This window comes from Burkholderia sp. MSMB1078WGS, from assembly GCF_001528895.1.
Classification (GTDB): Bacteria; Pseudomonadota; Gammaproteobacteria; order Burkholderiales; family Burkholderiaceae; genus Burkholderia.
This window is the reverse complement of sequence record NZ_LPDI01000032.1, coordinates 77,426-91,161: the sequence shown is the minus strand read 5'-3', so window position 1 is coordinate 91,161 and position 13,736 is coordinate 77,426. Positions and strand designations below refer to the sequence as shown.

At 68.1% G+C, this 13,736-nt stretch carries 12 protein-coding genes; 6 read left to right on the top strand and 6 right to left on the bottom strand.

Annotated features, from left to right (window positions below; all coding sequences use genetic code 11):
* The first annotated feature begins 188 nt into the window (after positions 1 to 188).
* Positions 189 to 1,376 (top strand): methionine adenosyltransferase, encoded by a 1,188-nt coding sequence (gene metK / locus WT24_RS07575; protein ID WP_006482984.1) that lies wholly within the window; start codon positions 189 to 191, stop codon positions 1,374 to 1,376.
* A 111-nt stretch (positions 1,377 to 1,487) separates the two neighbouring features.
* Here the strand turns inward: metK and WT24_RS07570 are convergent, their stop codons facing one another.
* Entirely contained in the window at positions 1,488 to 1,829 is a 342-nt protein-coding gene (locus tag WT24_RS07570) for a hypothetical protein (RefSeq protein WP_060032307.1), read from the bottom strand.
* A gap of 352 nt (positions 1,830 to 2,181) precedes the next feature.
* Here WT24_RS07570 and WT24_RS07565 point away from each other — a divergent pair, with 352 nt between their 5' ends.
* Positions 2,182 to 2,955, top strand: a complete 774-nt coding sequence (locus WT24_RS07565; protein WP_059791054.1) for a phytanoyl-CoA dioxygenase family protein — start codon at positions 2,182 to 2,184, stop codon at positions 2,953 to 2,955.
* Positions 2,956 to 3,115: 160 nt separating this feature from the next.
* Here the strand turns inward: WT24_RS07565 and WT24_RS07560 are convergent, their stop codons facing one another.
* A complete protein-coding gene (locus WT24_RS07560; RefSeq protein WP_034208658.1) occupies positions 3,116 to 3,322 on the bottom strand; it encodes a DUF3185 family protein in 207 nt (68 codons plus the stop codon).
* A gap of 193 nt (positions 3,323 to 3,515) precedes the next feature.
* On the opposite strand from WT24_RS07560, the gene mgrA reads away from it, so the two are divergent.
* Positions 3,516 to 4,559: an L-glyceraldehyde 3-phosphate reductase gene (gene mgrA / locus WT24_RS07555; protein WP_059791052.1), complete on the top strand. Its 1,044-nt coding sequence runs from the start codon at positions 3,516 to 3,518 to the stop codon at positions 4,557 to 4,559.
* Between the two features lie 107 nt (positions 4,560 to 4,666).
* Here mgrA and WT24_RS07550 read toward each other — a convergent pair whose 3' ends face one another.
* Together WT24_RS07550 and WT24_RS07545 are read right to left on the bottom strand one after the other, a co-directional pair.
* Positions 4,667 to 4,852 (bottom strand): hypothetical protein, encoded by a 186-nt coding sequence (locus tag WT24_RS07550; RefSeq protein WP_006482800.1) that lies wholly within the window; start codon positions 4,850 to 4,852, stop codon positions 4,667 to 4,669.
* A 351-nt stretch (positions 4,853 to 5,203) separates the two neighbouring features.
* Complete coding sequence (locus tag WT24_RS07545; RefSeq protein WP_059791146.1) at positions 5,204 to 6,100, bottom strand: DMT family transporter; 897 nt, start codon at positions 6,098 to 6,100, stop codon at positions 5,204 to 5,206.
* Positions 6,101 to 6,921: 821 nt separating this feature from the next.
* On the opposite strand from WT24_RS07545, the gene WT24_RS07540 reads away from it, so the two are divergent.
* Positions 6,922 to 7,134, top strand: coding sequence for a hypothetical protein (locus WT24_RS07540; RefSeq protein WP_006477514.1), 213 nt, complete (start codon positions 6,922 to 6,924; stop codon positions 7,132 to 7,134).
* 273 nt (positions 7,135 to 7,407) lie between these two features.
* Entirely contained in the window at positions 7,408 to 8,430 is a 1,023-nt protein-coding gene (locus WT24_RS07535; protein ID WP_082742120.1) for a serine/threonine protein kinase, read from the top strand.
* A 79-nt stretch (positions 8,431 to 8,509) separates the two neighbouring features.
* Here WT24_RS07535 and WT24_RS07530 read toward each other — a convergent pair whose 3' ends face one another.
* Positions 8,510 to 9,952: a coniferyl aldehyde dehydrogenase gene (locus tag WT24_RS07530; RefSeq protein ID WP_059500596.1), complete on the bottom strand. Its 1,443-nt coding sequence runs from the start codon at positions 9,950 to 9,952 to the stop codon at positions 8,510 to 8,512.
* Positions 9,953 to 10,677: 725 nt separating this feature from the next.
* Between WT24_RS07530 and WT24_RS07520 the strand changes: the two genes are divergently transcribed.
* A complete protein-coding gene (locus WT24_RS07520; RefSeq protein ID WP_059500598.1) occupies positions 10,678 to 12,318 on the top strand; it encodes a GMC family oxidoreductase in 1,641 nt (546 codons plus the stop codon).
* A 27-nt stretch (positions 12,319 to 12,345) separates the two neighbouring features.
* Here WT24_RS07520 and WT24_RS07515 read toward each other — a convergent pair whose 3' ends face one another.
* Positions 12,346 to 13,707 (bottom strand): flagellar hook-length control protein FliK, encoded by a 1,362-nt coding sequence (locus WT24_RS07515; RefSeq protein ID WP_060032298.1) that lies wholly within the window; start codon positions 13,705 to 13,707, stop codon positions 12,346 to 12,348.
* Positions 13,708 to 13,736 lie beyond the last annotated feature (29 nt).

Below are 13,736 nucleotides of genomic sequence, written 5' to 3'. Positions count from 1 at the left end.
CGCTCTGTGACAATTCAGGAAAGCCGCTATAATACGGGCTTCGCCGAGTTAACTGACAACTTGCGGGGCGAAGCCGGCTGGCGCGACACGCGCTGCCCGGTCCTGGTAATCCGCTAAAGCGTCGCCGCTTCAGGCCCAACGAAGCTGGCTACGTGAAACCAACCGTAACCACACAGGAGCCTGAAAAAGTGGCAAACGATTATCTCTTCACGTCCGAATCCGTCTCCGAAGGCCATCCGGACAAGGTCGCGGACCAAATCTCGGACGCGATTCTCGACGCCATCCTCGAGCAGGACAAATACTCCCGCGTTGCGGCCGAAACGCTGTGCAACACGGGTCTCGTCGTGCTGGCCGGTGAAATCACCACGACGGCCAACATCGATTACATCCAGATCGCGCGCGACACCATCAAGCGCATCGGCTACGACAACACCGACTACGGCATCGACTACAAGGGTTGCGCGGTGCTCGTCGCGTACGACAAGCAGTCGCCGGACATCGCGCAGGGCGTCGATCGCGCACACGACGACAACCTCGATCAAGGCGCGGGCGACCAGGGCCTGATGTTCGGCTATGCGTGCGACGAAACGCCGGAACTGATGCCGCTGCCGATCTACCTGTCGCACCGCCTCGTCGAGCGCCAGGCCAGCCTGCGCCGCGACGGTCGCCTGCAATGGCTGCGTCCGGACGCGAAGTCGCAGGTGACGGTCCGCTATGTCGACGGCAAGCCCGATTCGATCGACACCGTCGTGCTGTCGACGCAGCACGCGCCGGACATCGAACTGCCCGCGCTGCGCGAAGCCGTGATCGAGGAAATCATCAAGCCGACGCTGCCCGCCGACCTGATCAAGGGTGACATCAAGTTCCTCGTGAACCCGACCGGCCGGTTCGTGATCGGCGGCCCGCAGGGCGATTGCGGCCTGACCGGCCGCAAGATCATCGTCGACACGTACGGCGGTGCCGCACCGCACGGCGGCGGCGCGTTCTCGGGCAAGGATCCGTCGAAGGTCGACCGCTCGGCTGCCTATGCCGGCCGCTACGTCGCGAAGAACATCGTTGCCGCCGGCCTCGCGTCGCGCGCGCTGATCCAGGTGTCGTACGCGATCGGCGTGGCCGAGCCGACCTCGGTGATGGTCAACACGTTCGGCACGGGCCGCGTGTCGGATGCGGTGATCACGAAGCTCGTGCGCGAGCATTTCGACCTGCGTCCGAAGGGCATCATCAAGATGCTCGACCTGCTGCGCCCGATCTACGAGAAGACCGCGGCTTACGGCCACTTCGGCCGCGAAGAGCCGGAATTCTCGTGGGAAGCGACCGACAAGGCGCTCGCGCTGGCCGAAGCAGCCGGTGTGGAGCCGACGGCACGCGTCGCGTAAGCGTCGTTCGCCTGAAATGAAAAACCCCGGCCTGGCCGGGGTTTTTTTATGGATTTCGGTCGCCGATGCAATGGCGGCGATCGGTGCGGGCCATGCCCGCCAGGCATTCGCTCAGCGCGCGCCGAACCCGAACCAGCCGTTGCTCGCCGCGAGGCGGCGCGGGCGGTTGACGCGGCGCTGCGGGCCGAGCGTGCGGCGCAGCGCGAGCGCGCGCAGCGACGACGGCTTCTGCAGCAGCGAGCGCAGGCCGGCGCGGCGCGCGAACGTCTGCGCGCTCATCATCGAGAAAAACGCGTGGAACCACGCACGGATGCCGTCCAGCCGGCTGTGCGTGTGCGTACGCTCGGCCAGCGCCTGCGTGCGTGCGCGGTGATGGCGCAGCGAGCGGGCAGGAGTGGACGGCACGACGCGCTTCGCAGCGCGGTTGAAACGGGAAGTCAGACGGAATGGCATGTGAACGATGCTTCGCTTGTATGGGTGGCGCCCTGAAGAGCGCACTGGTATGAACGGCCTCGGATGGCACAACGGATCTTATCGGATCCCGCTGCGCGCCGCCCCCGCCAGAATTGACAGGCCGCGTCAGGCTACAGGGGTTTCGTGACGGGCAAAAGTCGCGATAAACCCTTGTGCTGCAACGCGTGTACCGCATACCGCCTGTCGCTGAGGCAGGTGCCGCGTCGCACAGTTCCCTTGACCCGGATCAAAGCCGTGATTGGCATGCCCCTGCGCACGACAATGGTGCTGTTCGCGGTATCCGGCGCCGATTTACAATCGTCACATTCACACAATAAACGTCTGGCATCCCATGTCGTCTCCATTGCAGTCGGAATCGATCCGCGCGCAGGTCGCGGAATTGCGCGAGCGCGGCTTCGTCGTCGCGCGCGGCCTCGTCGGCGAGGAGCAGTGCGCGGCGCTCAGGCAGATCGCGGAGCGTCAGTTGCGGGAGGCCGCCGAGCCGATCGAGTTCGAGGCCGACCTGCGCTACCCGGGCGCGCCCGAATCGAAGCATGCGCCGGGCGGGCATACGGTGCGGCGGCTGCTCGATGCGTATTCGCGCGATCCGGCGTTTGCCGAGCGCGCGGTGGCCCCTGAAATCGGCGCGTGGATGCGCGAGTATTTCGGTGAAGAGCCCGTGTTGTCGCGCGCGCATCACAACTGCATGATGACGAAGCACCCGGCGTACGGCAGCCTGACCGGCTGGCATCGCGATTTCCGCTACTGGGCGTTCGAGCGCCCGGACATGGTGTCGGTGTGGCTCGCCCTTGGGCCTGAAACCAACGAGAACGGCGCGTTGTGGCTCGTGCCGGGTTCGCATACGGCCGAATTCGGGCCGGAAGCGTTCGACGACGCGAAGTTCTTCCGTGGCGATCTGCCGGAAAACCGCAGGATGATCGACGCGGCCACGTGTCCGTCGCTGGAGACGGGCGATGTCGTGTTCTTTCACTGCAACACGCTGCATTCGGCCGGGCAGAACCGTTCCGACCAGGTGAAGTTCTCGCTCGTGTACACGTATCACGGCGCAAGCAACCGGCCGGTGCCCGGCACGCGCTCGGCGTCGAAGCCGGAAGTGCAGTTCTAGGTCAGGAGCGGAGCGGCAGGGTGTTGCCGCCCCCGATCACGCGATGCGGCGCATCGCGCGCGAATGGCGAATGAAGCAACGGGCGGCGTGGCCGCCCGTTTCGCTTGGTGCGGCCCGCGCGCGCGTGAGGCAGACGGGCGGGCGTCGCGATGCGCAGCGATCAGCGCTTGCTGCCCGGCATCGCGAGGCCGATCAGGCCGGCGAACGACGCGACGGCGCCGCCGACGATCAGCAGGATCGTCTTCGTCGCGGGCGAGCCGGTGAAGAAGCGCGACACGTTGTCGTTGATCGAATGGAACGACTGGCCGCCGAAATACAGCAGCACGATGCCGCCGACGAGCAGTGCAACCGAGATGACCCGGGACATACCAACCTCGCTGAAACGGTGATTCGAGACGCCGCAGTGTAGGCGACGGCCGCGGTCGCGTCCATCGCCGTGCCGCCGTGCGCGATCCGGCCGCTTTCGCTACCATAGTCGTCGTATGACTCCTTCGCCGCCGTCACGCCATGTGCGCGGCCGGCGCGCGTCCCTTCCCCCGATGTCCTGACGGAACAGACTCATGGCCTACGAAGCAGCTTCCGAACGTTATGCCGGCATGCAATACCGCACCTGCGGCAAATCCGGGCTCAAACTGCCCGCCCTGTCGCTGGGTCTGTGGCACAACTTCGGCGACTCGACGCCGATCTCGACGCAGCGCGAGATTCTGCGCACCGCGTTCGACCTCGGCATCAACCACTTCGACCTCGCGAACAACTACGGGCCGCCGTACGGCAGCGCCGAAATCAATTTCGGCCGGCTGCTGAAGGAGGATTTCCGGCCGTATCGCGACGAGCTGCTGATCTCGACGAAGGCCGGCTGGGACATGTGGCCGGGGCCGTACGGCAGCGGCGGCGGATCGCGCAAGTACGTGCTCGCGAGTCTCGACCAGAGCCTGCAGCGGATGGGGCTCGACTACGTCGACATCTTCTATTCGCACCGTTTCGACGCGCACACGCCGCTCGAGGAAACGGCGGGCGCACTGGCGTCGGCCGTGCAGCAGGGCAAGGCGCTCTACATCGGCATCTCGTCGTATTCGGCCGCGAAGACGCGCGAGATGGCCGAGCTGCTCGCGCAATACAAGGTGCCGCTGCTGATTCACCAGCCTTCGTACAACATGCTGAACCGCTGGATCGAGCGCGACCTGCTCGGCACGCTCGACGAAGTCGGCGCGGGCAGCATCGCGTTCACGCCGCTCGCGCAGGGCTTGCTGACGTCTAAGTATCTGAATGGCGTGCCGGCCGACGCGCGCGTGAACAAGCCGGGCGGCGGCTCGCTGAAGCAGGAACACCTGAGCGCGGACAACCTCGAGCATGTGCGCAAGCTCAACACGATCGCCGAACGGCGCGGGCAGAGCCTTGCGCAGATGGCCTTGGCGTGGGTGTTGCGTAACGGCCGCGTGACGTCCGCGCTGATTGGCGCGAGCCGCGCGGAGCAGGTGCGCGAGAACGTCGGGGCGTTGAAGAACCTCGAATTCTCGGCGGAGGAGCTCGCCGAGATCGATCGTTACGCGACGGAAGGCGGCATCAATCTGTGGGAAAAGCCGTCCACCGATCAGGCGATCTGATCGGGAGTCGATACGGCATGCGAAACGTCGCGTGCCGTGTCGCCGACCCGCGGACCGTACGTCGCGTCGCTGCGATGCAGCGACGCACGTCGCGCGCTGGCGGCGCGCTAGATCAGCGCGGGCAGGCCTTCAACGAGCAGCACCGCGACGCCGACGCCGAGAATGACGCCGAGTACGCGCAGCAGGTTGTGACGGAATTGGGTCGCGCACGGCACCGCGCCGAGAAATAGCGCTCCGGCCAGCGCCATCGGAATCAACAGGATGAAGTCGCCGATCGTGAAATAGGTCGTCATGCGTGTCTCCAGTGTCGACCGAAGTGGGCGCTTCAGTGTTGCCTTGGCGGCCCCATCCCTGCGGGATATCGGCCCGAAACGGCACGCGTGCGCTCACCCCGGCCCCATGCCGGGTGTTTCTAGTTGGTCCGGCCCGTTGCGTGCGGGCCGTCCATTCGAGTATAGGCAACCGGCGGCGCTTTTCGCTATCCGAACCATTAAAAATCAGCGGAAAGCCGCGGGAAGCACGCGTTTTTCGTGCAAGCAAGACGAACGCCTTGCACGTATCTTTCCCGTTCCTTTCGGTTCTCGCGGAATCGTCGTACGTGTCCGATGCGGGCCGCCGCACCCGCAGGCGCGGCGGCCCGCCGCTCAGGCGCGCTCGGGTTGCGATCGTGCGGCCGGCGCGCGGAACACGAGCGCGAGCCCGGCGACGATCGCGCTCATGCCGGCGAGCGCGAGCGGCTCGGGCCGATTGCCGAGCCATACGGCATCCATCAGCGTGGTGACGACGGGCACGAGATAGAACAGGCTCGTCACGTTCACGAGATCGCCGCGCTGCATCAATCGGTAGAACAGCAGTTGCGCGATCACCGAAATCACGATGCCGAGCCACAGTAGCGGCACGACGAACGCCCAGCTCGTGTCGAACGACACCGGCCGGAACGGCGCGATCGCGACGCACAGTGCGAGGCCGATCGCATTCTGCAGCGGCAGCACGTCGGCGGGCGCCGCGCGTGCGCGTTTTTGCAGCAGCGAGCCGACGGTCAGCGCGACGAGTGCCGTGAGTGCGCACGCGATACCGGCAGCCGACAGGCCGCCCTTCCCGCCGTTCATGCCGCCCACGCCACGGCCGACGACGAGCGCGAGGCCGGCGAGCGACAGCGCGAGCCCCGCGATGCGCAGCGGCTGCCAGCGACGCTCGACGATCGCGAGCGTGAGGATCGGCTGCACGCCGAGGATCGTCGCGAGCACGCCGGGCGCGATGCCGCGCTCGAGCGCGAGCAGGTAGAAGATCGAATAGCCGCCCATCATCAGCAAGCCGGTCAGCGCGGCCATGCGCCGCTCGCCGTGCGGCGGCAGCCAGCGCTTGCGCACGAAGGCCAGCGCGAGCAGCACGAGCGATGCGAGCGCGAAACGGGCAGTGAGAAAGGCGAACGCGGATGCGTGACGCAGACCGAGTTCAGCGAAGATCGCCCCGCTGCTCCACAGCAGCACGAAGAGCGACGTCGCGCCATGCGCGGCAAGCGCGCGTTTGAACGAAACCATGTGAATCCACCTGTCGAACGGATCGAAACGTTCCATCCGCGCGCGCGGCAACATGCCGTGCGTCACGACGCACGCACCTGCAGCCAACGAGGCGAATGGAAGACGAAAACGGAAGCCGGCCGGTCAGCCGGCGCGTGCCGCCGGCGGGGGCGGCGCAGCGCTGACGAGCGGCGGTGCGACAGGAGGGGGAAGGACCGACGGATGCGCGCACGCCTGCGGCCGCGAGTCGAACTGCGGCCGGGATTTGGCAAGGGCGGACGTGAGCGGATGCATCGTGTCGGAATGCGAGTGAACGCGAACGAAAGCCTAAGGTACCGCAAGGCAAGTGCCGAACGCAACTCCTGTCGGCGGCTGCATGTTGCCGGCGATATGTTGCGCCGATGCAGGCCGACGCCGGTGCGCCGGCCGCTGCGCACGCAAGCATTCGACAAACGGCGAAAGGCGATCGACATGCGACGCGCGCGAGGCGATGTCGGCGCCGATCGCAGGGCGTGTGCCGATGGTCCTGCACGGAAGAAGCGAAGCGGTATGCGCGTTGCGTCAATTCCGTGCGCGCGGCGCCGCCGGGCGGTTTCGATGGGCGGTCACATTCGACAGGGTATGATGGGGGTAACCGGGCAGGCAAGTACGAGCCCGGCGCAGTGGTTGATTGGAGACATTCGACGAATTCGCGGCATTTCGCCTGCTTCTTCTTCTTTTCGCGCTTCGATAAACCGTGAACAATGGGATCACGCGCAACGCTCCGTCGAGAGCGGCGCGGATCGTGCATTTGCCGGCTCGCCAGCGGGCCGGGTTTCAAGATTCAAGAGTGGGGAACCATCATGCATATCGGGTCGATCGTCTGCACTACCCATATCGCGGTGCCGAAAGGCGCGCGCGGCATCGTCCAGCGCATCCTGGGCGACATGGCCATGGTGACCTGGTACGCGGGCGTGCCGGGTGAGTCGAAAGAACTCAACACCGAGCCGTTCTTTCTCGAGGATCTGATCGACACCGGCGAATCCGTCCTGCCGGCCGGCGCGGCGCTTCACTAGGGCCTGTTCGCGTTAGCAACGGGCTCGCGAACGCACCTTTCAGCCCGTCCCCCAAGGGGACTTCCTTCGGGCGCGTGCAAGAAGAGAGGAGGTGCAATAGCCGTAGCTATTGCAACGACGAACGACGCCGCCCTGCGGGCGGAAAGGCGCGTTCCCCCGTTTGGAGAAATTCATCCATGGGGGCCAGCGCAAGTCCGTGATTAGCGTGAACAGGCCCTGGCGCATCGCACCGGACGCTCGTCTTTCGGCCCGGGTGGCGGCACAATGCGGGGCATGACAGACGCCACTTCCGCTCCCGCTTCTCCCGCCAGCCCGCCGTTCGCCGGCCTCACGCCCGAATGCGTGCTCGACGCGCTCGACAGCGTGCTGATGCCGGCCGGCCTGCGCACCGACGGGCGCCTGCTCGCCCTCAACAGCTACGAAAACCGCGTCTACCAGGTCGGTATCGAAGACGGCCCGCCGGTCGTCGCGAAGTTCTATCGCCCGGCGCGCTGGTCGGACGACGCGATTCTCGAAGAACACGCGTTCGTCGCCGAACTCGCCGCGCGCGAGATTCCGGCGGTGCCCGCGCGATCGTTCGACGGCCATACGCTGCACGCGTTCGACGGTTTCCGCTTCTCGATCTTCGAGCGGCGCGGCGGCCGCGCACCCGATCTCGACCGCAGCGACACGCTCGAATGGCTCGGCCGCTTCATCGGCCGCATTCATGCGGTCGGCGCGACGCAGCCGTATGTCGCGCGTCCCGTGCTGGACATCGATACGTTCGGCTACGATCCGCGCGACTATCTGCTCGCGCACGATTTCATTCCGGATGACGTAAGACCGGCGTACGCGAGCGCGGTCGCGCTCGCGCTCGAAGGCGTCGAGGCCGCGTTCGAGCGCGCCGGAGAGATCCGCCTGCTGCGCACGCACGGCGACTGTCATCCGAGCAACGTGCTGTGGACCGATGCCGGCCCGCATTTCGTCGACTTCGACGACAGCCGGATGGCGCCGGCCGTGCAGGATCTGTGGCTGCTGCTGCCGGGCGATCGCGAAGGCGCGTCGCGCGCGCTGGCGGACCTGCTCGCCGGCTACGAGGATTTCTGCGAATTCGAGCCGCGCGAGCTGCATCTGGTCGAAGCGCTGCGCACGCTGCGGCTGATCCACTATGCGGCGTGGCTCGCGCGGCGCTGGGACGACCCCGCGTTTCCGGCTGCCTTCCCGTGGTTCAACACGCATCGTTACTGGGAAGCGCGCGTGCTCGAATTGCGCGAGCAAATCGGCGCGATGCAGGAGGGGCCGCTCTGGCCGGTGTGACGGCTGCGTGCGCGGCATGGATGCCGCGCGTCGGGCCCGCAACGGCCGCGACGCGATGCGTACGTGCGGCCCGGCCGGCTCAGAATTTCAGCATCAGCTTGATCAGTGCGGCGAAGCGTTTGCCGTACGGCGGCGCGAGCAGGTTGCGTGCGTTCAGCCGCGCCTGCGTGAGCACCGGCTTCATCTTCGAGAACGTCACGAAGCCGTCGTAGCCGTGATACGCGCCCATGCCGCTCGCACCGACGCCGCCGAACGGCAGGCTGCCGCACGCGATGTGCATCAGCGTTTCGTTGATCGATACGCCGCCCGAGACCGTTTCGCGCATCACGCGGTCGATCGTGCCGCGATCCTCGTCGAACAGGTACAGCGCGAGCGGACGCGGGCGCGCATTGACGTACGCGATCGCCTCGTCGAGCCGCTCGTACGGCACGAGCGGCAGCAGCGGCCCGAAGATCTCTTCCTGCATCAGCGACGACGCGGCCGGCACCTGCGTGACCGCGCACGGTACGAAGCGGCGCGACGCGGGATCGGACTGCGCGTCGGACAGCGGATGCAATTGCGCGCCGGCTGCCTGCGCGTCGCTCGCGAGTTGCTGCAGGCGTGCGTAGTGACGCGGCGACACGATCGTCGTGTAGTCGCCGTTGGCCGCCAGGTCCGGATACAGCTTCGCGAAGCGGGTCCGCGCGCGTTCGATGAACGCGCCTTCCATCCCGCGCGGCAGCAGCACGTAGTCGGGCGCGATGCAGGTCTGGCCGGCGTTCAGCGTCTTGCCGGCGACGATCGCGTCGACGGCCGCGTCGAAGCGCGCATTCGGGCCGACGATCGCCGGCGACTTGCCGCCGAGCTCAAGCGTGACGGGCGTCAGGTTGTCGGCGGCCGCGCGCATCACGTGGCGGCCGACGTGCGTCGAGCCGGTGAACAGCAGATGGTCGAACGGCAGCGCGCTGAATGCGGCGCCGACTTCCGCGTCGCCGTTCACGACCGCGACGTGGTCGCGCGCGAAGGTCTTGCCGATGAGCTGCTCGAACAGCGCCGACGTGCGCGGCGTCAGTTCGGACATCTTGACGATCGCGCGGTTGCCGGCGGCGAGCGCGCAGATCAGCGGGCCCGCCGCGAGCAGCACCGGGTAGTTCCACGGCACGACGATGCCGACCACGCCGAGCGGTTGCGGTATCACCTTCGCGCGCGCCGGGCGCAGCCACTTGTTCATCGGCTTGCGGATCGGCTTCATCCAGCGCTTGCCGTGCTTCAGCGCGTCGTCGATCTCTTCCTTCGCCATCCAGATTTCCGACAGCAGCACTTCCTGTTTCGCGCGATGGCCGAAATCGGCGCTGATCGCGTCGGCGAGCGCATCCGCGTGGTCGATCAGCATCGTGCGCAGCGCGCGCAGGTGCTGCGCACGCGTGTCCCATGCCGGGTACGGTGCGCGCAGGTACGCCGCGCGCTGGTCGTGCAGCAGCGACGTCAGCGCATCGACCGACGGCAGTGCTTGCGGGGCCAGTTCGGGCAGGTCGTTCTTCATGTCGTCTCCTCCAGTTGGGCCTGGCCGATCGGCCGGCCGTCACGCCGCACGCGCACGCTCGGCGAGCGCGGCGACGCGGATCGGGTGATGCGTGTCGCGCGGCACGGGGCCGGATGCGACGGGTGCTCGAAAACCGGTTGCGGTACGCGGCGGGCGTCGTATCCGCGCGACGGTGCGCGCGCCCGAAAATCGTGCCGCACGGCCCGCACGCGCGACCCGATACGGTGACGAGCGGGCACGCGATGCCGTCTTGCGATCGTCTGCCGGTGCACCGCAGCAGGGCAATGCGACGCGTATGCGATTGCGGGCCGCCGTGCATCGTGCGGCGGCGCCGACACACCGTCCAAACGGTCGACGACGACACGCGCCGTTCGATTTCGACCGACCGCACGCATGACGCCGTGCATCGTCGCGCGGGCCGTCGTTTGAAATGAAATGCGGGCCGCGCGCGCGACCTCGGGATCACCCGGTCGACACGCGGCCTGCAGAATCGGGCGCTGCATCGTCGTTCCTCCCGTTTCGCGACGAATCGGCTTCTCGTGGCCGGTGCATCGCGCGAAGCGTATCGGTACATCTTAAATTTAGTTCACGCGGGCGTTTAGAGGAATCGCTCTTGAATCCGCGCGCCGCGCACGCGACGGCCATTCCTACAATGCCCGAACACAAGAGGAGACGCGGTCGCGCGGCGGTGCCGGGCGCCTTCCATGACACGACGGAGACGTGACATGCAATACGACTACATCATCGTCGGCGGCGGTTCGGGCGGCTCGAGCCTCGCCGGCCGTCTCGCCGATGCCTGCCCCGATGCGACGATCGCGCTGATCGAGGCCGGCTCGCATACGGAGCGCAACCTACTCGTCAACATGCCGGTCGGCATCGCGGCGCTGGTGCCGTTCAAGCTGGGCACCAACTACGGCTACGAGACGGTGCCGCAGCCGGGCCTCGGCGGGCGGCGCGGCTATCAGCCGCGCGGGCGCGGGATGGGCGGCTCGAGCGCGATCAACGCGATGATCTACACGCGCGGCCACCCGGGCGACTACGACGAATGGGCGCAGCTCGGCGCGACGGGCTGGGGCTGGCAGGACGTGCTGCCGTATTTCCGTCGTGCGGAAGGCAACGAGCGCGGCGCCGACGCGTGGCACGGCGCGGACGGCCCGCTGTCGGTGTCGGATCTGCGCTTTCGCAATCCGTTCTCCGAACGATTCATCCAGGCCGCGCACGCAGCCGGCTATCCGCTGAACGACGACTTCAACGGCGCGAAGCAGGAAGGCGTCGGCTTCTATCAGGTCACGCATCGCGACGGCTCGCGCTGCAGCGTGGCGCGCGCGTACATCTACGGCCGCAACCGGCCGAACCTGCACGTGATCACCGATGCGACGGCGCTGCGCGTCGGGTTCGACGGCAAGCGCGCGGTCGGCGTCGTCGTGTCGCGCAACGGGCGGATCGAGACGCTCGGCGCGCGCGCGGAAGTGATCCTGTCGGCCGGCGCGTTCAATTCGCCGCAACTGCTGATGTGTTCGGGGATCGGCCCGGCGGAGCAATTGCGCCGGCACGGGATCGCGGTCGTGCAGGATGCGCCGGACGTCGGCACGAACCTGATCGATCACATCGACTTCATCATCAACACGCGCGTGAATTCGTCGGAGCTGGTCGGCGTGTGCCTGCGCGGCATCGCGAAGATGACGCCGGCGCTTGCTCGCTATTTCTCGAGCCGCACGGGGATGATGACGAGCAACGTCGCGGAGGCCGGCGGCTTCATCAAGAGCGATCCGTCGCTCGAGCGTCCCGACCTGCAACTGCATTTCTGCACGGCGCTCGTCGACGATCACAACCGCAAGATGCACTGGGGTTTCGGCTATTCGCTGCACGTGTGCGCATTGCGGCCGTTCAGCCGCGGCACGGTCGCGCTCGCGAGCGGCGACGCGCGCGACGCGCCGCTGATCGATCCGCGCTTCTTCAGCGATTCGCGCGATCTCGACCTGCTGGTGCGCGGCGCGCAGGCGATGCGGCGCATCCTGTCGCAGGCGCCGCTCGCGTCGCAGGGCGGGCGCGAGTTGTACACGCGGCCGGACCAGAGCGAAGCGGAGCTGCGCGCGACGATCGTCGCGCATGCGGACACGATCTATCACCCGGTCGGCACCTGCCGGATGGGCGCCGATGCGCGCGCGGTCGTCGATCCGCAACTGCGCGTGCGCGGCGTCGACGCGCTGCGCGTGGTGGATGCGTCGGTGATGCCGACGCTGATCGGCGGGAACACGAATGCGCCGTCGGTGATGATCGGCGAACGCGCGGCCGACTTCATCGTCGCGGCGCGTCGGGGCGGCGTGCCGCGCGGCGAGGCGGCTGCCGCGGTGCACGGCCGCTAGACGCGGCGCGCACGGCGGCGGTCATGCTCAGGCAAACGTATCCACGAGGCCGGCGCGGCTCGCGCGTGCGGCGACCGGTGCGGATGGCGCGGCGTCGGCGGGTGCCTCGACGGCTGACGGTCCGCCGTTCCCGCGTCGCGACGACTGGCCGCCGGCGAAGGCCTGCTGCGGGTTGGGCTGCTGTTGCGAGGCGAGGCCGCCGTCGCTGACGGTCGCGCTGCCGAGCCCGAGCCCGCCCGCTTCCATCGCCTCGCGCAGCTTCGGCAGCGCGGCTTCGACCGCATCGCGCACCTGAGCGTGCTGCGACACGAACAGCGCGTGCGCGTGATTGTCCGCGACGCGCAGCACGACCTGCAGCGGCCCGAGATCGGGCGGGTTGAGCGTCAGCTCGGCGCTCTGCTGGTGCGCATTCGACAGGAACACCACTTTCTGGCTCAGCGCATCCGTCCAGTCGGCCGTGCCGACGTGCGGTGCGAGCACGTGCGCGTTGGCGGCGGCGATCGCGCCGGCGGCCGGCGACAGTTGCAGGTTCGCCTGCGCGGCGGCGGCGGCCGTTGCGCCGGCCGCGAGCGTCGCGCTGGCGGCCGGGTCCGTCGCGTTGCCGGCCGCCGCGAGCGCGTGCTGGGTGCCGGATTGCGCATTCGCGTCGGCCTGCAGCGTTTGCGGCGTGACCTGAGCCGGCGTCGGCTGGGAGGCGAGCGCGCCTTTCGCGTCGGCGAGCGTGCGGTCGAAGGTCGGCACTTTCGGCGTCAGCGGCGCGGCGGCGTTCGACGCGGTCGCTGCCGGCGCCGTCGGCGCGGTGGAGGCGGCCGAGCCGGTCGCCGGCATCGCGATCGCGCCCGCGCCACCCGTCAGCCTGGCGAGCGTCGCTTGCAGCGCGTCGCGGCTCGATGCCGGGTCGCTCGGCTCGGTGGCCGCGTCCTGGGTTGCGTGGCTGGCGAGCATCGCCGTGGCGTCCGGCTGGCCGGACACGACCGTCTTTTGCGTCGTGGCAGCGGCGGCAGCGGCGCTCGCCGCGTCGGCCGGCGTCGCAGGGTCCGGGCGTGCCTGCAGTTGCGCCTGTACGGCGGCGGCGGCCGCGAGTGCTGCGGCATCGGGGTTGGCGGCGGCGTTCGCGGTCGTATCGTCGGTCGCGTCGTCGTCGTTCGTGCCGGACGGCTTCGCGCCGGCGGCCGGCTTAGACGAAACCTGTTGGGTCGACACGTCCGGTGTACCGGCGTTGGCCGTATCGCCGCGCGTGGCGACGCTTTGCTTCAGCGTCTGCGCGAACGGCACGGCGCTCGCGGTGGCCGACGCATCGCTGGCGGCGGACGCACCCGAGCCGCGGGCGGCCTTGAGTGCGGCGCCGGCGGTGTCGAGCAGCGCACCGAGCAGGGGCAGGGGAGGCATGGCGGTTCTCTCGTTCGAATGCGGTGGTC